Raw genomic sequence first — 21243 nt, forward strand, 5'->3', positions numbered from 1 at the left:
TCCTTCTCCCACGTACACTTGCTCCATTCCTTGATGGGCTGGACCATAGACAAGTCCCATTGTTTGAAAGGCTTCATAGCACTGACTTGCATGAAGCGTGCGATAGCTGCATTGGGCTTTGATCGCATCGAGATTATGCGTGGGTGCAGCAGTGAGCTCCGCAAACACTACGCTTCCTTGGCTGTGTACTACCGATTCAGCCTGTTCTGCTTGCGGTTCGCTGTATATTTCATAGCGAAGGTCGCCGTTATCCTCAGGATAAATGCCGATGTGTACCTGAACAGGCTTGTCTTCCACCACTATCGGTTGCGCCCATACAACATTTTTCAGCTCCATCACGTATTGCTCGTCTTCCAACGCTCCCACTGCTAGATCCGCAGCAGCTCGAGCCATCTCAAGATAAGCAACCCCTGGCAGGATTCTCTTTCCTTTTACAACATGATCCGATAAAAAGAATTCCTGACCATCAAAAGTAGAGCTGAATCTTTGCTCATGGAGATCTGAAGTATTTTGATGCAGCAAAGGATGAAGGGAAGCAGTCAGACCAAGCGTACCTTGTGTGTTAGTTGACGGCTGTGTCTTCGCTTTTGGCAGCCAGTAATGCTCTCTGGCAAAAGGATACGCAGGCAAGCTGATCCGACGAGGCTTGTTTTCGTCATAAAGCTTATTCCAGTCAAAATTCAAGCCCTTCACCCAGAAATCGAGAAGCTTAGAGAATTTTTTACGCTGTATCCATTTTTCAATCGCTTCTTGCAATTCCTCATCGGCTGCGAAGATGTCTGTTGTTTCTCTGCCGCGTTTTACCTGACCGCGATAGAGGTCGGCGATGCTATCATCACATGCAAGAAAGCTACGCAACTTCTCTACCAATTCTGTAAGCGAACTCGTCAGCAGGGCCAGACGTTCTTCCATTGCCTCGCGTCCCACTTGAAGCGTATACGCAATCTCTGCCAGATCTACATCTGTAAATGATTGCTCCTCAATCGACGCTAAAAGTCTTTGCACTTGTTCGATGAGACGCTCCTTATTTTTTGCCGACAGGACGATGATCGCCGGATTTTGCGGACTGACCGTGATCGACGGGCGTTCCTTGACCTCTGGAATGTATTCCTCAATCACGACGTGTGCATTAGCCCCTCCTGCACCGAAAGAAGAAATCCCGGCAATTCTCGGAAATTCTCTCCTTTCCCCATTCACTTCCATTAACGGTCGCTTCCATTCAGCCAAATCCTGCTGAACGACAAAAGGCGTTTTCGAAAAAGGAATATTCGGATTCAACTCTTGTGCATGCAGACTTGGGACCAGCTGTTGATGCTTCATTTGCAGCAAAATTTTTGCCACTCCTGCTATTCCAGCCGCCGCTTCTAAGTGACCAATATTGGATTTAACGGAACCAATCGCACAGTATCCCGTATCCTGCGTATCCTTGCGGAAGGCCTGGATGAGACCCGTAATTTCAATCGGATCACCGAGCTCCGTGCCTGTTCCGTGCGCTTCTATATAGCTTACGGTTTTGGCATGGACGCCTGCCTTATCCAGTGCCTGGCGAATCAGCTCTCCTTGAGCGGTTGGATTCGGTACGGTATAGCCATTGGTTTTTCCGCCGTGATTCACGCTGGTTCCACGAATCAACCCATAGATATGGTCGCCATCCGCAATTGCTTTTGACAGTGGTTTGAGCAGCACTGTCCCTACGCCTTCCCCCGGTACAAAACCGTTTCCTCCTTGCCCAAAGCTTTTGCATTGTCCATCTACAGAAAGCATATGCAGTGCTGACAAAAAGACATAGCTGGATGGATGCAGGTATAGGTTGACTCCGCCGGCAATCGCCAGTTCACAATCCCCGTTATACAGATGCTCGCACGCTTCATGAATCGCTGTGAGCGAAGCGGAGCACATCGTATCAATCGGCATACTCGGACCTTGGAGGTTGAGGAAATAGGAAACACGATTCGTCAGTGAGCTAAACGATGTGTGCGGGTAAATTAATTCACCCTGCTTCCATAAATCAGGTCCATACAGGCTGAAGCCGGTTTTCGTGATCCCTCCAAAAACCCCGACTCGTCGATTGTACTTTTCTGCAAGCTGTTGTCTCGTATAACCTGCGTCCTCCAACACTTCCCAGCAAGACTCCATGAACAACCGTTCCTGTGGATCAAAATGCATCGCTTCCCACGGTGACATATTGAAAAAGAGGGGATCAAAGTCAGCGAATCCGTCTACAAAGCCGCCCCATTTGCCATAGCTTTTTCCTTCTGCCACAGCTTTGTCTGGATCAGGTTCGAAAAAGCCATCTAATGACCAGCGTTCTTGCGGGATTTCTGTAATGCAATCCTTTCCGGACTTCAGATTCTCCCAGTACTCGTTCAACGATCGCGCTTTTGGATAACGGCCGCTCATGCCGATAATGGCAATCGGCTCCCGCGCTATTTGATTTCCAGATTGCACGGCTACACTGCGAGTCGGTTTATGGCTGGCTGTTTCACGTTCGTTAAGCGCCAGTGGTGTTGATGATCTGCGATTGACCGCACCCTGACGATGAAGCCCCGTCCACTTCATGCATTCTGGCATGTAATCAGCGACGAGATAATCTACAAGGGTGTTAAGAGTCTGGTATTCATACAGGATGGTCTTGGACAATTCGCTAAAGACATCACTTAGCTTTTTATTCAGCTGGATCACCATAATCGAATCGATTCCGTACGTTTCGAACGGTTCATCGACAGAGATTTTACCTGCTCCAAGCCTCGTCTCTTGTCCGAACATCACTTTTAGTTGATAGAGCGTTTTCTCTTTTAACACACCTGCATCGACCGATAGCTTCGCATCCTGTATCGGTGTGGAATCGAGCTGCGACACGGTAGGAGTACCTAGCAAGTGTTCCTTGAGTGTAGGCAGATTGCCTTCGATAACCAGCATCTGTACAGAGCCGGAAGCCACCCCTTGATACAGCGCTTGTATGCCACTTGCAGTCGGCATCGCTACCATGCCTCTGGCCTCCATGATCTTCTCTGTCGCTTCATTAACACGCATACCGCCATCTTTCCACAGCGGCCAATTGATGGAGAGTGTTTGGCCCTGGCGTTCGCCTGCTTTCACCAAACCACGGCGATACTTGGCGTATTGATCCATAAAGGCATTGGCAGCAGCATAATCGGCTTGCCCTGCATTCCCGAAGCATCCTACGCCAGATGAGAAGAGAATAAAGAAGTCAAGCGCCATATCCTTGCTTGCCTCATCGAGATGCACCAGTCCAGAAACTTTTGGCGCAAGCACTTGCTCCAGTTCATCTGCTGTTTTTCTAATGATAAAACTGTCACGAATGACACCCGCACCATGAATGATGCCTGTGAGGCTCCCAAACTCTTGCTTGATAGCTTGGAATAAGTCTTCTACCGCCTGCTTTTGTGTAATATCAGCTTGACGATATTGAATATTGGCTCCTAGTGCTTTCAATTCTTTGCATTTGGCTGTCTTTTCTTCATCCAAGGAAGAACGACCCGTGATAATCACTGTCGCTCCCTTCGTTCTCAGAGCGATTTCCTTGGCAAAAATCAAGCCTAATCCGCCAGCACCGCCCGTAATTAGATAAACCCCATCATCTTTCCATACATGCTGCGCTTGCCCAGAAAAATTCATTTCTGTCCAACCGCTCACCCATCGTTTGCCATCCTGATAACGAATGTGCTTACTTTTCTCATCGGTGCTGTTTTGTTGCAGCTTATGGACCAATCCCGCCGGATTGTCCTCTGCATGCACTTCAATGAGCTGTCCAATCAGCTTGGGATTCTCCAATTGAGCCGTTTTCAGCAAACCAGCGAGAGCAGAGAAGCATTGCAGTTCCTCTTTGTCAGGGACAACAAGTTGAAGCAGAACTTTTCCCTTTGGTTTATTGGCAAGGATTCGCTGGATTTCCGTGAATACCTGGACGGTGTAGGCATGGAACCGTTCTGCGATACTTTCCTGCTGTGATTGTGGTTGTAAAACCAGGCAGCGCACTCCGTTCATTTCGGATTCGATACGCTCTTGGAATTCCTCTGCCCATTCACAAAGGATCACGAGATGCTCTGCAAAAGCAGGTGAACCAGCTTTTTGGCTAATCTCCTGTTCGTTCCAGCACGGTTGGAGAAGAAGCGTTTCTGGCGTTGGAGTTGCTGAAGAGATTGGTGAAATCTGTACAGAAGCCGCTACCGACTCCTTGTACACATTCTCAGGAACCCCATAGGACTCCTCAGCAAATGGATAGGTAGGCAGGCTGATACGACGCGGTTTTGCATCGCTGTACAGGACTTCCCACTCGATATCTAGACCCTGGCTCCACAACTCGACTGCTTTTTCTCCATTGCCTTCTGCAAACAGCTTGGTGAATAACTCACGATTAGACCCATTCTTTTTCAATAGAGAAACTTCGTGGCTTGCTTGCCTTACGCTCCCTTTAAAGCTACCCGCTGTTTGTTCGGCACCACTCAAAAAGTCATCCAGCTTTTGAATGAGTTCCCCTGTACCTTTGACAATAAAAATAGCCCTGCTCTCCATCGCTTCTCTTCCTACTTGGAGAGTATAGGCCAAATCTGCTATATGGACTCGTTCCTGATTATCTCTAAGGAAATCAACGAGTTGCTGGGCATACGCTAGAACACGATCATCGTTCTTGGCTGATAACGGCACGAAATAAACGCGATGGTTGTTATCATCACTCACGCTGACACGCTTAGCTTCTTCTGCCCCGACCTTCCATTGTTCAAAAATGGCATGAGCATTCGTCCCGCCAAGACCAAATGAACTTAACGCCGCTCTGTGGGGAACAGGCGCATCCTCCCATTTTTTGAGCGTATCAACGACATAAAATGGTGATTGATCCAAATTGATATTCGGATTCGGCTTTTCATAGTTTAGTGATGGAGGAATTTCATTATGGTATAAGCTTAGTGCTACTTTGATGCAACCGGCTAACCCTGCGGCTGTGTCGAGATGTCCAATATTGGTTTTCACCGATCCAAGTCCGCAGTACTGTTTATTGGTTGTGTATTTTGTATACACTTCATTGAGCGCCGCAAATTCTATCGGATCTCCTAAATAAGTGCCCGTTCCATGCGCTTCGATATAGCTAATTGTTTCAGGATGAACCTTGGTGTCATCTAATACTTGCTGAATCACCTCAGCCTGACCTTTTATACTTGGCGCATAAAATCCGACTTTATCTGCCCCATCGTTGTTGATGCGAATTCCCCTCATGAGGGCATAAATATGATCGCCGTCCTTGATAGCATCGGAAGCTTTTTTGAGGACAACCACGCCGACTCCTTCTCCACCGACCATGCCGTCTGCTGACGCGTCGAATGTCTTACAATGACCATCACTGGAAAAGTTTAATCCAGCTTGATAGACATACCCTGTATAAGTCGTAGGGAAAATCGTTGCGCCCCCTACTAAAGCCACTTTCGATTCTCCCGATTGCAGGCTGCGATAAGCCAGATGCAAGCCAACCAGCGAAGAAGAGCAATTGGAATGGACGGCAAAGCTCGGTCCCTTCAGCCCCATTTTATGAGAAATCATCGTTGGAATAGTTCCACCTTGTGCTAAAACCCACGAGACATATTCATTGGGGTCTTTCATGACATTCGGTGATTCCTTGGTGAAATGCGGCAAGAGTGCTTGATAATAACTATTGCTCGCCGACATAAATACACCCGTCTGCGGAACCTGTTTCGGTGTATACCCTGCATCCTCCAATGCTTTCCATGAATGGGACAATAACAGTCGAAACTGCGGGTCCATAAATTCTGCGTCTCTAGCTGAAAGGTGAAAGAATCCTGGATCGAAGTGATCCTTTCCTTCTATGGTGGACTGCACCGGAATAAAGTTTGGATTCTGTAAGTATTCATCAGGCAGGTGTAATTGATCTATTTCCTCATCAGAAAAGAAACGTACACTTTCTACGCCGTTTCGTAGATTCTCCCAAAACTCTCTATGATTTTTCGCTCCCGGGAAGTGGCAGGAGATTCCAATAATCGCGATACTATCCTCATAGTAATCAGGATATGACTCCCCCACTTGTCCTTCGCTATACGCCGTTGCTTGGCTCGGATTGATAAAATCCGCTTGTTCATCCGATTCATTCTCTTTCCTTGTTGCGATATATTCGCTAATCTCTCGAATATTGACGTACTTAAATAGAGTAGTCACATTTAGATTGCACTGAAACTCTTCCGTCATTTTAGCTACAACCATGGTAGCGAGAATCGAGTCTCCGCCCACATCGAAAAAGCCATCTTCTGTACTGATCCCCTCTACATTCAGGACATCCTGCCAAATTTTCAAAGTTCTTTGCTCAATATCAGATTGCGGCAGGCTCTGCCTCTTTGCCTGTGTTACCACAAGCTTTTGATTCAGCAGCTCTGTGCGATCCACTTTTCCATTAGCGGTTAACGGGATTTTATCCATGGAAACAAAAAATGCCGGGAGCATATACTCTGGCAAATTCTTTCTCAAATAATCCCGTAATTTTGACGGCTCAAGCCGTTCATGGTTCGCACCTGCTTTTGGAACATAATAAGCAACCAACCGTTTATGATCTCCCTCTTCTTTCACCAACACGACAACGCTTTGGATCTGTGGATGAGCCATTAGTTGGCTCTCGATCTCACCCAATTCCATCCGAAAGCCTCGAATTTTCACTTGATGATCGATTCGGCCTAAATACTCAATCGTTCCATCAGACAGCCAACGTGTTAAATCACCTGTTTTATACAGCTTGGTTCCCGGTGTAAACGGGTTATCTACAAACTTCTCTGCGGTGAGCTCTGGGCGATTCAAATACCCGCGAGCCAAGCCCTTTCCTGCAATACAAAGCTCTCCTGGAACACCAACTGGCACGGGATTCATATGGCGATCAACGATGTAGAGTTGTGTATTTGAAACAGGTTTACCAATCGGTGTATTGCTGCTGACCAGTTCATTTTCAGAGCAGGAGAACCATGCTGCATAAATAGAGGCTTCTGTTGGACCGTAAATATTTTCGATCTTCGCCTTTTGAAAAGTGGCAACCGTCTTTTTCACCAACTCTTTTGGAAAGGCTTCACCTGCAACCATCACATATTTTAGCGGACAATGCTGTAGGAATGGCTGATTCGCTACAACGCCGTTTACGAAGACATTCAGCATCGCTGGAACAAAATTGACATGAGTCACGCGATGCTTCACGATAGATTCCGCTAACATTTCTGGAGACTTCTCCCCATGTGGCGGAAGAATGACCAGACGTCCTTTACCAATGAACCAACCAAACAGCTCGGACAACGACACATCAAACACATAGTTGGTTTTCAACAGATAAACATCGTTCTCCATAACCGGATAACGAGATTCAAGGAAAAAGAGGGTGTTGATGATACTTTCATGACTCACCATGACCCCTTTTGGTTTCCCTGTGCTTCCAGATGTATAAATCACATAAGCCAGATTGGTTGAGTTTACTATCCGATTGAGCGTTTTTTGGCGCTGGGCTGTCTGCTCAACCGCTTCCCAATCCCTGTCTAACACGATGCATTTCGTATTTTCTCCTGCGGCTGAAGATACCTTGTCCAAAAGGCGAGCTTGGGTAAGCACCAAAATGCTCTTGCTGTCTTCCACCATGTATGCCAACCGCTCTGTAGAGTAGGTTGGGTCCAATGGAACATAAGCGGCGCCAGCTTTCAGAATGCCTAAAATGCCGATGACCATTTCCAAGGAGCGTTCGACACAAATCCCTACCGTAACTTCAGGACCTGCTCCCATGGCCTGCAAATAGATCGCCAGCTTGGTAATCTGTTCATCCAGTTCGCGGAAGGTTAACGACTGCTTATCATAAACAACAGCCACTGCATCTGGCGTTTGCTGGACTCTCTTCTCGAACAAGTCAGGGATGCATAAAGCCTGTGGAAATGCCGCATCAGTCGCATTCCACTCAACAAGCAGCATGTTTCGTTCTTCAGTAGAGATAAGTGGTATCTCATCCAAAGCGAGGTCAGGATTTTTGATGACTTCGTTTGCGATATTCTGATAATGCTCTGCCATCCGCTGTATCGTCGCTTGTTCAAATACATGTGGATTGTATTTGAGATTCAATACAAACTCGGCTTCCTGCTCAAAAACCTCTAACTCAAATTCATACTCACCCTCTTGATAAACACCCTCAATCAATTCGATGGCAAGCTTGTTTTGCCATTCATCATAAAATCGCTGCAGGTTTTGCGATTGCAGAAAATTTTGGTACGTAAAGATGATATCGAATACAGGTGAATTTCCATGAAGGCGAGGAATATTTGCCTCGCGAACCATCGCTGGAAAAGGATATACAGCGTGATCTATCCCGTCAATCAGCGTAAGCTGCAATTCCCGAATGAACTGGGAGAAAGACTTTTCCCCTGTTACCTGACTGCGAATGGGAATCATATTGACAAAATAACCGATCAGAGAATCGAATCTCTCTTCTGGACGCCCCATCGTCGGCATGCCGACAATCACATCGGTTTGACCTGTATAGCGATACAATAAGGCTTTAAAAATCCCTAACAAGAGAACAGATGGGTTCATGCGGTAATGCTTGGAGAGCTGCTTCACCTGCTGACTCAAATTCCGTGAAAATACGTGCGTAAAAACTTGTCCCTCAAAGCTTGGTGCAGAAGAACGCGGGCGATCAGCAGGAAGCTCCAGTTGTGGAAGCGTCCCTGACAATTGCTCCAGCCAGTAAGAACGATGTTCCCCACCTTCTGTGCTTGCCATCATGTCCTGTTCCCACTTTACGAAGTCAGCGTAATCGGTTGAATTCGGTGTTACTTTTGGCTGCTTTCCTTCGACCAGCTCGATATAGTTATGGACCAATGCTTGTAGTAATAGCAAGGAGGAATGCCCGTCAAATATCATATGATGAATCGTAATCAGGACAAAATGCTCTTCTTCCGAACACGACAATAGATGAATGCGAAGCAAAGAACCCTTTTCCAATGAAAAGGGTTCTTTTACTTTTTGCCTGAGATACGGCAATACATCCTGGGACGTTAGGTGTGAGATGTCCTCCTGCTCAATGGCAAGTGATTGCTCCAGATGTTGAAGCAGATACGGAACACCATGCTTTTCTATAATCGAACGCTGTAAAATCGGATGCTGTTTACGTACAAGGTGGCAAGCCTGTTTAAATAAGGCTACGTCCCATTTCTGACGGATGCAAAAGCATAACGGAACATTATAAGCACTCATCGTAGGAGACATTTTTTGCAACATCCACAATCCTTGCTGCCCGACGGACAGAGGACTTGTAAACGATGGGTCTTCCAGCTCCAGAAGCTTCTCTTTGACTTCCGCAGCAGACAGCTTACCTTCTTTGTAAGCCATGAGAATTTCCCGTCGCATCATATCATCCCTCCTTTGTCGATTAACTGTTCGATCTCTTCTAAGCTTAGCAGGCCTTCTTTGAATTTTTGCAACATATCGACTGCGGGATTCTCCGTCCGTTCACCGCTATCCTGAGACATTGTTTCGAAATCTGTAGTGGAAGCGATCTCTTTATGACTCCACTCTTTTATTTTTATCGCAAGTAGATGGGCCAAGGACTTCATCGTCGGGTTCTCCAGCACTTCTCGCCCTCTGATCTTGATGTTCCAGCGCTGCTCTAAATGACGAATCAGCTTGGTAACCATGATCGAATCCATGCCATAGTCCAAGAAATATTTGTTTGGCTTGATTTGCCCTTCCGAAAGGTGCAATTCCCGTGAGAGAAATTGTGCCATATCCCGCTGGATGTTTTCCTCTGTTGGGCTATCCGGGTTGATATCAATCGCTAACGTCGCTTTTTCTATAGGTTGACGGATCGTTTCAGTTCCAAGCTGCTCCTCCTCACCCTCGGAAGTGGTGAGCCAGTAGCGTTCTCTAGCAAAAGGATAGGTAGGCAGAGAGAGCATGCGACGCTCTTGTGGATGCAAGGATTCCCAAGGAATTTTACCTCCCTGCGTCCAATGAAGGGCAAGCTTTTCCAGACTGTTTTCTGCTAAAAGAACCTGCAATACGGTATCTCCTACCTTGCCTGAAAGAAGATTTCTCACTCCTGCATGCTCTTCTTCGAGATCTCCTGTATAGATAGGAATCGATGCAGTTGGCTCACTGCCATGTTCGACCGCTTCCAAATATGTCTGTAATCCATGAAGCAGTTCATCTCGATCTTGAACCACCATAGCCAATCTGCATTCCATGGCTTCTCGTTTCAATTGAAGCGTATAGGCAAAATCCGCCAAGGAAATCGCTTGCTGCTTGGCAAATACAAGCATCTGCTGGGCAACGGCACGCAATCGCTCAGCATTTTTTGCCGAGAAAACCACGATCTGGGGTGAAGTGGCAGAAGAAATGGATTTCATCTCTGTCTGCGGCGGAATATATTCTTCGAGGATCAAATGAGCATTTGACCCACCTGCTCCAAACGAACTGATCGTCGCCCGGCGTGGAACCTCTCGTTCTTCTCCATTGATTCTCACCACTGGTCGATCCCACTTTTGTCGATCTTTTTGCAAATAAAAAGGCGTTTCTGCAAAATGGACATGCGGGTTCAACGGCTCCGCTTTTATAGAGGGAACCAACTCCTGGTGCTGTAGTTGCAAGATCACCTTTGTCAGCTGGGAAATACCAGACGCTGCTTCGGCGTGACCGATATTCGATTTCACCGACCCAATTCCACAAAACTGAACATCGTCCGTCTGCTTCGAAAAAGCATTCGTTAACGCCTTCAACTCAATCGGATCTCCCAACAGCGAGCCATTTGCGGCGGCTTCCACATAACTGATCGTCCGTGGATCAATGCCCGCTCTAGCAAAATTTTCTTCTATTAATTGCGCTTGTGCTTGGGGATTAGGCACGGAAAATCCATTGGTACGTCCACCATGATTGGTCGCGGCTGATTTAATAACGGCTAAGATGGAATCTCCATCTTCCATCGCTTTTGCTAAAGGCTTCAATAGTACAGCTCCTACGCCTTCTGCTGGTAAATATCCGTCTCCATCTCCAAAGCTTCTACTGTCCGCGTGGCTTCCAATCATTTGGGCCTGACTTAAGCCTAGGTATTTCTTAGGATGGATCGAAACATTCACGCCACCAGCGATAGCAAGCGAGCTTTCTCCCTTCATCAAGCTTTCGCAGGCGTGATAAATGGCAATAGCAGATGAAGAACACGCTGTATCAATCGCCATGCTTGGACCTTGTAGATTAAAGAAGTAAGAGACTCTGTTGGCAATCGAATGGTAGGAAGAGAGGGAAATGATAGCGCCCTTTTCCATATCCGTATCAAATGCGTGATACGGCTGATACATCGCCCCTACATAGACGCCGACTCTATTATCATATTGACGTTGTAATACCTCTCGCGTGTGTCCTGCCTCTTCGAGCAGATTCCACACAGTTTCCAGGAAAAGGCGCTCTTGGGGGTCCATCATTTCCGCTTCCCGCGGAGAAATATGGAAGAACAGCGGATCAAATTGATCGACGCTGTCTATGAATCCGCCCCATTTGCTGTATGCTTTTCCTTGTCTGTTCTTATCCTCGTCAAAATACAAGCTGTGATCCCAGCGCTCTTGCGGAATCTCTGTAATGCAATCCTTGCCGTCCCGCAAATTGTTCCAGAACTCTTGTATATTGGAAGCCTGTGGATAGCGACCCGAAACACCAATAATGGCAATGTCTAGGTCAGATGGTGTTTGTTTATTTGCCTCCTCACGCGTAACAAACCGTGAGAAACGACGGCGATGGTCTGTTATGGATTCAGTAGGGGCCAGCGCGGTAGCGACATTCTCTGCTGTACTTATCTCTACGGTTTTCCCAGCCCCCATGATTTCGATGATTTTGTCTCCATGATGTGCCAAAAGATAGCCTGTCAAATCCTCTATGTTTTGGTATTCATAGAGTAACGTTTTCGACAGCGAACCGAATGCTTTCTCCATTTGATTGGTCAATTGCATCGCCATGACCGAGTCGATTCCGTATTTCTCCAACGGAGCATCCTCATCGATTTTATAAGCTGGGAGCTTGATAACAGCAGAAATTTCCTTTTTCAGAAACTCCCTTACTTTTGTCCGAAGCACATCTTGTTGCCCAACGGAAACAGGCTGTTCTTTCTCCGTTTTTGCAGGGGTACTTGCGCTCTCTGCTGGATGAAACTGTTGTATGAACCGATTCTGGTATGCATCCATCAAGTGTTGCGAGACAGCAAAAAGCGTCGGGTACTCCACCAATACAGTTGGAGTAAGTTCAAGCTCATAGGCTTGATTCAGCTTGTTTGTAAATTCGGTCAGCTTAATCTGGTCAAAGCCGTACTCATGGAGCTCAGCGTGGATTTCTATATCCTCTCTATCAACCTTGAGCAAATCAGCGACCATTTTCAGCAAAGATGCCTGAACTTCGCTTTGCGTCAATGATGTCACAGAGACCCCCATCAGCCTTTGCTTCATCCGTACAAGATCGCCTTCCATGACCATCAACTGATCTTGTTCCGAAGCTAACCCCCGATACAAGCAGTTGATACCCGAAGCCGTCTGCATAGCAACCATGCCGAGGTCGTCCCACAATCTCTTTTCTGTCTCTTCATCTACCTGCATTCCGCCCTCTTTCCACAGAGGCCAATTGATGGAGATAGTCTGACCCTGCCGTTCGCCTAGCGCGATCTGTTCGTTGCGGTAAGCGGAGTAGGCATCCATAAAGGCGTTGGCCGTCGCATAATCTGCTTGGCCCATATTGCCCAAGCTTCCAGCCGCTGAAGAAAAGAGCACAAAGAAATCCAGATTCAGTCCCTTAGTCGCTTCGTCTAAATGAATGAGTCCCGCAACCTTAGGCGCGAGAACTGCTTGTACTTCTTCTTTGGTTTTCTTCAAGATAAAGTTGTCGCGAGTCACGCCCGCTCCATGAATGATCCCGTGAAGATCGCCAAACTCTGCTTGGATACTTTGGATCAAATCCTCCACGGCCTGTTTCTGCGTGACATCCACTTGGCGATATTCGATTCTTGCCCCGTTGTCCGCAAGCTTACGAAGCTTTGCTTGCTTCTCCTCAGTCAGCGCAGAGCGTCCCGTCAGAATCAAGGTGATGCCATACGCTTTCGCTGCCATTTCTTCAGCAAAAAGAAGTCCCAAGCCACCTGCTCCGCCTGTGATTAAATAAATCCCGTTGTCTTTCCACGGCATACTGACTTCAACCTGAGGAGCAACCTCACTCCATCCCACTATATATCTTTTCCCTAACTGATAGCGAATCTGGCAGTCTGTAGGGCAAAGGCTGTTTGCTTTCAGCTTTTCCGCCAATCCCGCTGAATCTTCTGTTGAATCGATTTCGATCAACTGTCCGACTACTTTCGGGTTTTCGATCTGTGCGGTTTTCAACAGACCAGCTAATCCAGCAAACAGTCGTTGTTCCGATCGGAGAGGAACAACGATCTGAATCAGTACCTTCCCCTTTGGTTTTGCTTGAAGAAGAGCTTTTATTTCTTCGAAAACCCGAACAGCATACGCTTGGAATCGTTCCGCTATGCCTTGCTGATCGGATTGCAATGCAAGGAATCTCGCATCGTTTATCTGAGATGAAATGCTATCCCATGAAAGCTGCCCTGGTTCGCAGAGCATCACCACATGCTGTTCATATTCAGGAGCTTTGGCTTCCTTAGGAATGGCTTTTTCGATCCAAGCAGGCTGCAGCATCAACGTACTAGTGATTTTGCTTGATTCCCCTGTACCTTTACTTTTTGCAACTCCGGCAGCTTTTTCACCTTCGAGCACCCTTGTTGTGAATCCCTTCATGCTTACGCAAATCTGGCCTTGCTCATCACACAAGTCAATGTCGAGCTTCTGCACTTTTTGCGTAGCTGCATGGCCGTCACTGTATCGAACCAACGCCCATACAGCAGTTGTAGAAGCACTGTAAATGTTCAATTGTTCTAAGGCAAAAGGCAGGGACGGCTGAAGGTCGGTAGTGCCCATCATAAAACCGAGCGATGCCTGTAACGCAGCGTCCATGATACTCGGATGAAGGACAAATTTTCCTGCTGTATCCGTAACTAAGGAAGGCAAGATCAGCTTCGCTAGCACTTGGTCTGGCCCGACAAACAGCTTCTCAATCCCTTGGTGCGATGGACCGTATGTCAGTCCTATCGCATGAAACGTTTCGTAGCATTGGCTAAAGCTATAACTACTCGCTGTGCATTGTGCTTGAATGGCAGAAAGGTCGAGCGTTGGCGCTTCCATAACTGATCGTAGTACTGCTCTTCCCTGGCTATGTACTACTAGATTCTCCTGAGCTTTCCTTGACTGGCTGTAGATTTCAAAAGCGATTTCACCATTCTCTTCCGGATATAGTCCCGTGTGTACTTGGATCGGTGCATCTTCCACGATAACCGGTTTCGCCCACACGATATTTTTCAATTGAATCGCCGACTGGTTATCAGATCGAACACCTGCTGCCAAATCCACAGCTACTCGTGCCATCTCTAGATAAGCTACCCCAGGCAAGACCTTTTGCCCCTTCACGACATGATCTCTAAGGAAAAACTCCTGTCCTGTAAACGTCGAACTGTGCCGTTGTTCCGAAAGTGTAGACGTATTTTGATGCAGCATGGGATGAAGGGTAGCCAGCGCTCCTGCTGCGATAAGACCAGTATCTTGTGACTCCACCTTTGGCAGCCAATAGCGCTCTCTTGCAAAAGGATACGCAGGTAAGCTGATTCGACGAGGCTTCGTATCCCCGTAGAGTCTGTTCCAGTCAAAAATCAGTCCCTGTACCCACATCTGCAAGATCTTTGCGTATTTCCCTTTGGTGATCCATGTATCGATTGCCTGTTGTAAATCCTCATCTGCGGCAAAAACATCCATCGTTTCTTTATTCCGCTTTACCTGACCCAAGAACAGGTCTTGTCTATCATCCTCATCTTCCAGATAACTCGTTAGCTTTGCTTCAATCTCGGAGATCGACGTGACGGTCACAGCAAACCGCTCTTCCATCGCCTCGCGTCCTACTTGGAGAGTATAGGCAATCTCTGCTAGTTCGTTGTCCGTTAGCACTTGCTCCCGAATAGCAGACAACAACCGCTGCGCCTGCTCCCGAAGACGGTTTTTGTTCTTCGCTGACAATACGATGACAACTGGATTTTTTGCCGAGATGCTGATTGGTGGGCGGTGTTCCTCTTCGATGTATTCTTCCATGACGAGATGAGCATTAGCCCCTCCCGCACCAAAGGAGGATATCCCCGCAATCCTCGGATATTCTTTCGTTACTCCATTGATTTCAATCACGGGTCGCTTCCATTCTGCCAGCTCTTGCTGCACCACAAATGGAGTCTTGCTGAAATCAATGTTCGGGTTAATTGTGCTGGAATGCAGGGACGGAACTAGCCTCTTGTATTTCATTTGCAGCAATATCTTGGTCACGCCTGCTATCCCTGCCGCACTTTCACCATGCCCGATATTTGACTTGGCCGAACCAATCGCGCAGAACTGTTTCTCCTTCGTGTATTCCTGAAAGGTCTTCGTCAATCCGGCAATTTCAATGGGGTCTCCTAAAGAAGTCCCTGTACCGTGTGCCTCTATATAGCTGACTGTTCGCGGGTGAATTCCTGCTTCTTCAAAAGCTCGACGAATCACTCTTGATTGAGAATGAGGATTGGGAACCGTATAACCGTTCGTTTTTCCACCATGATTAATGGCGCTTCCTTTGATCACACCATAGATGTGGTCTCCATCAGCGATTGCTCTTGCCAGAGGTTTGAGCAATACCGCTCCGACTCCTTCGCCAGGTACATAGCCGTCGCCGCCTTCCCCAAAGCTTTCGCATCGTCCTTTGCTGGAGGCGAACTTGCCCTGCGACAAATACAAATATTTGTTTGGATGAATAGAAACATTCACACCACCTGCGATCGCAACCTCACATTCACCGCGTTGCAAGCTGTGACACGCTAAATGAATTCCCGTCAACGAAGAAGAACACATCGTATCGACCGCCATGCTCGGACCGTGGAAATTGCAAAAATAGGAGACGCGGTTCGCGATGGAAGCTGGACTTCCCGCAATCGTAAGCGCTCTGCCCAACGCCTGTTCAGCGGACGCATAGAGCTGATATTCCTCGTACATAACGCCTACGTAAACCCCTACATTGCCTCCCAAGCCTTCGTGCTTGCCAAGAGCATCGCGCGTATACCCTGCATCCTCTATCGTTTCATAGACGCACTGTAAAAATAACCGCTCCTGCGGGTCCATCAGCTCCGCTTCCCGTGGGGAGATATGGAAGAACAACGGATCAAATTGATCGACACCGTCTATGAAGCCGCCCCATTTGGAATACGTCTTACCGATCTTGTCCTTCGCTTCATCAAAGTACAGACTGTGATCCCAACGGTCTTTTGGGATTTCGGTAATACAATCCTTGCCGTCACGCAGATTTTTCCAAAAGTCTTGTATATTCCAAGCTTGCGGATAGCGTCCAGAAACACCAATAATGGCGATGTCCAACGCTCCTTTTTCTCGTTGTTTTTCCATGCGCAGGGACGCGAATCGCTGAGACTTGCGTTTTTTGCTCCTGCGCTCTGTCTGTGCTGTCCTTTCGTCCACAAACGTTGCTTCTGGTTCTTGCGTGAGGGGGGCTTCCGCATGTTCCCCCATCCCCAGAATATGCATCAGATTTTCACGGTAGTTTTCAAGGAAATACCCTGTTAATTCTTTAATCGTTTGGTATTCAAAAAATAGCGTTTTTGGTAACGAACCAAATCGTTTTTCTAACTCCTTGGTCATCTGCATAGCCACAATGGAATCGACACCGTATTTTTCCAACGAGGCGTCTGCTTCCATTTTAGTTGCTGGCAATTTGATGACGGAGGAAAGCAGCTTTTTAAAATAAGGGGTTGCCTGTTCCATCAGTGAGGAGGAATCTACTGCCTTCTCCTCTTTGAAAGTAACGGCAGCTTTTGGCGCTTCTACTCCTGATCCAACAGATTCATTTGCGATCTTGCGCGTAGAAAAGCCCTTCATCCGCACACGGACATTCCCGTTCTCGTCACACAAGTCGATATCAAACTTCTCCACTTTATCTCCAGCTTTACTGCCCTCACTGTAACGAATGAGTGCCCACATGGAAGCGGAGCAAGCACCTACGATCTCCAATTCCTCAAGAGCAAAGGGAAGTATGAGCGAAAAATCACTCGTTGCTATCATCAAGCCAAGTGACGCCTGTAGAGCTGCGTCGAGCAAACTCGGATGCAGACCAAATTGCCCTTGGGTCTTCACCACCGAAGAAGGGAGCGACAGCTTCGCCAGCACCTGCCCCTGACCGATCAAAATTTGCTCTATCCCACGATGTGCAGGCCCATAGTCGACTCCCATCTTTTTGAAAGCCTCATAGCATTGTTCCGCGCTGAGTGTGCTTATCTTGCACTGTTCCTGCAATACGGTGAGATCGAATGATGGAATATCTGGAATCGAGCACAACATGGCACTTCCCTGACTGTGTACAATCTCCGTCGTTTGATTCTGATCTTCCTTGCTATCGCTGTAAATTTCAAAAACAATCTCACCATTCGCCTCAGGATAGAGTTCGATATGTGCCTGAACGGGTTCTGCCCCAACAGCCAAAGGTTGAGTCCAGACCACATTTTTGAAACGAAGTCCTTCCTGTTCTTGCTCCGAATCAAGACCTCCCGTCGCCAGCTGTATTGCTGCCCGTGCCATCTCCAGATAAGCCGCACTTGGCAAGACACGTTGCCCCTTAATAACATGGTCAGTCAGGAAAAACTCCTGTCCCGTAAACGTGGAGCTAAACCGCTGCTCCATGAAATGAGATGTATTTTGGTGCAATAAAGGATGAATCGAGCCCGCCCCTGCGCTACTGCTAACAGACTTGGCTTTGATCCAATAAGATTCCTTGGCAAAAGGATACGTCGGCAAGCTGATACGACTTGGTTGCTCTTCCTGATAAAGCTGGTTCCAATCGATAGGTAAGCCCTTCACCCACAGGTCGAGAAGCTTGCTGTATTTACCGCGTTCCATCCATCTCGCAATCGTTTCTTCCCATTCATCATCGGACGTCAAAATATCCAGCATTTCCTGATTTCGGTTTACCTGCCCACGATACAAATCAGCAATATGCTCTTGCCCTTCTACATAAGCTGTTAGTTTTTGTTGCAACTCCTTCACAGAGCCAGCAAGGACAGCAAGACGCTCTTCCATAGCTACACGTCCTACCTGAAGCGTGTACGCCATGTCGGCTAAGCTCGCATCGGATAAGGAGTGATCTTGGATAAAGGCTAACAACTGCTGTGCTTTCTCATACAATCTCTCCGCATTCTTTGCTGACAAAACAAGAATAGCCGGGTTCTGAAGTGTGATCTTCCTACTGGATCGCTGTTGCTCTTCCTGAATATATTCTTCAATAATCACATGGGCATTGCTTCCCCCTGCACCAAACGAGGAAATCCCTGCAATTCGTGGATATTCATTGGTTGTGCCATTCATCTCAACGATCGGTCGTTTCCATTCCGCCAACTCTTGCTGAACCACAAACGGAGTCTTGGTGAAATCAATATTGGGATTGAGCGTGCGGGAATGTAAGGACGGCACTAATTGCGCGTGCTTCAGCTGCAATAATATTTTTGTTACGCCAGCAATCCCTGCCGCACTTTCACAATGTCCAATATTCGACTTCGCTGATCCCAATGCACAGAACTGCTTGTCCTGGGTGTCTTTTTCAAAGGCGCGAGTAAGTCCAGCAACCTCGATCGGGTCTCCCAGCTCCGTTCCTGTTCCGTGTGCTTCCAGATAACTGACCGTTCTTGCATGTACTTTGGCACGTTGTAAGGCATCTGCCACTAATTGCGCCTGCGCCTGCGGATTAGGGACGGTATAGCCATTCGTTTTCCCACCGGTATTCATCATGCTGCCTTTGATGACTCCGTAAATATGGTCACCATCGGCTATCGCCTTATCCAAAGGCTTCAAGACGATAGCGCCCACACCCTCTCCATCCACAAAGCCGTCCGCTTGATCGCCGAAGGACTTGCATTGATTCGAAGGAGAGAGCATCGTCAAAGCTGACAATTTCATATAGTGGACAGGATCGACAATGAGATTGACTCCCCCTGCGATTGCACACTCGCTAGTACCGTTGTACAAACTTTCCAAGGCGAAATGAATCGCTGTGAGAGAAGCGGAGCAAGCCGTATCCACCGCCACACTTGGACCTTGAAAGTTTAATAGATAAGAGAGTCGATTCGCGATCGACCAATAAGTGGCTCCCGTCGGATAATTGCCATTCATCACGCCGACAAAAACGCCTACTTTTCTGCTTTCACACAGAGTTGTAGGCGTATATCCAGCGTCCTCAATACTCGCATAGGCTTCTTGTAAAAATAACCGTTCTTGCGGGTCCATCTCCTCGGCTTCTTTTGGAGAGATTTGAAAAAATAAGGGATCGAATTTATCCATATCATCGATAAATCCGCCCCATTTTGTATACATAGATTCCTTTTTGCCTTTTTCTTCGTCAAAATAGTTCTTCCAATCCCAGCGATCCTTAGGGATTTCGGAAATGCAGTTTTTCCCCTCTTTTAAATGATTCCAGAATTCATCCACATTTTTCGCCTGCGGATAACGCCCGGAAAGACCGATGATCGCCACATCCCGCACCACAGATGAAGGCGAAATGGATTCCTTGCTCTCTTGTTCCCGAACGGATAAAAAGCGTCTCGTTTTTCTCACAGGAAGATTGGTGTACGCCGTTGAAGCAGAGACGGTTACTTCCTCATTCTCTATCTCGTTCTGGTATGTTTCGTCAATTGCTTCTTGTGCTTCTAATCCTATTACGTTGATCAACGCTTCCTTTTGCGTCTCTATGAGATACTCTACCAAGGCATCAATCGTTTGATACTCGAAAAATATCGTACTGCTCATATTCGCAAAATCTTTGCGAAGCGAATTGGTCAATTGCACAACCAGAATCGAATCAATCCCATATTGCTCTAATGGAGCTGATGATTTAATCTGTTGGGTTGGAATTCTAAGCGTTTCACCCATTAACTTTTTGATATAAGCTGTACTTTTTTCTCGAAGCAATTCCTCAGTGACTCTGCCTGACTTTTTTGCTGGTGTTGTGCGTACAGGCACTTGTTTTTTGAGTGGCTTCGCCTTCAGCTTTGAGGCTTGCTTTTTTGCAGGCGAATACGCAACTGTAACCGCCGACTGCCTCGGTTGACTGCTGCGACGAATAACCCCATCACTTTCTGCAACAATAATCTGTTGGCATAAATCCAATTGCTCTTCTGCTGGCAAGAAAACAGATCGGTATCCTACCTTCTTCAACACCTTTTGCCATGTTTGAACCGTTAACAAGGGGCAGCCGGGAATACGCCATTCTGGATCATCATAGCGCCACCAACCATCCAGCAAGCCAAACGTCAAGTGAGCAAACAAGGTATTGCTGGTCAACTCATTTAGAATCAGTAAGCCATTTTTCTGTAAAGTTGTTTTGGCGTGGTGTAAGGTTTGGCTAATATTTTTCGTAGCATGCAATACGTTTGTGGCAATCACCAGATCATAGGTGTCCGCAGCGATATCCTGTTCCTCCACAGGCTTTTCCACGTTAAAAATCCGATACGTGAGATATGGATTTTCGGCTCCGTACTCTTTTTCGGCGTGAAGTAAAAAGGCTTGCGAAAGATCGGTATAACAATATTCCTCGATATTCTCCTGAAAGGGTTTTAGCCTTGGCAGTACGATCGCACTAGTTCCACCTGTACCTGCCCCGATTTCCAAAATTCGAATCCGTGCAGAAGCATCTTGCTCCGTACGCTGCTTCATATAGGTAACAATTGTATTGGCGAGCACTTCGTTAAAGTAGTCTGCAACCTCGTTGTGTTTATAAATCCCTTCCACCAATTCCATCGAGGAATTAGGAAACATGATCTCTGTAGCGGGAATCTTTCCTAGTAAAATCTCTGGCAGTACACGCATGGTTGCCTCTACCAGAATCACCTGAGCTTTACTATTCGGGTCGTTGAGCCATGCTGTTTTTTCATTCTCCCATTTTTTCCATACTGTATCGAGATTGATAGGGGTGGCATCGTTTGCGATGAGTGACTCTCCATCGTAGGCAAGATATTGGTTTTGCACGAGAACGGCTATGCTTTCTTCCAGCCATTTGCCGTACTTGTCATGCAATTTGGCTTTGAGTTCTGCTATTGTCTGGTTTTTTACCGTGAAC

At 47.1% G+C, this 21243-nt stretch carries 2 protein-coding genes and 1 pseudogene (1 of these 3 cut by a window edge); 1 reads left to right on the forward strand and 2 read right to left on the reverse strand.

All coding sequences use genetic code 11. The annotated features are described in order from the left end of the window. Both PMI05_RS02535 and PMI05_RS02540 read right to left on the reverse strand, forming a co-directional pair. Positions 1–9393 carry the 5' end (the start) of a non-ribosomal peptide synthetase gene (locus PMI05_RS02535; protein ID WP_039960092.1) on the reverse strand. It extends 12045 nt beyond the left edge of the window, so the window shows 9393 of its 21438 coding nt (coding positions 1–9393); it begins with the start codon at positions 9391–9393; its stop codon lies beyond the left edge, outside the window. Then, positions 9390–20840 (reverse strand): SDR family NAD(P)-dependent oxidoreductase, encoded by an 11451-nt coding sequence (locus PMI05_RS02540; RefSeq protein ID WP_369751182.1) that lies wholly within the window; start codon positions 20838–20840, stop codon positions 9390–9392. The genes PMI05_RS02535 and PMI05_RS02540 overlap by 4 nt, the downstream gene beginning before the upstream one ends. Between PMI05_RS02540 and PMI05_RS31730 the strand changes: the two are divergent. Next, positions 20787–20969: pseudogene (locus PMI05_RS31730) on the forward strand (hypothetical protein); the annotation flags it as partial. The gene PMI05_RS02540 and the pseudogene PMI05_RS31730 sit on opposite strands and share 54 nt — an antisense overlap. Positions 20970–21243 lie beyond the last annotated feature (274 nt).

It is taken from the genome of Brevibacillus sp. BC25, assembly GCF_000282075.1.
Classification (GTDB): domain Bacteria; phylum Bacillota; class Bacilli; order Brevibacillales; family Brevibacillaceae; genus Brevibacillus.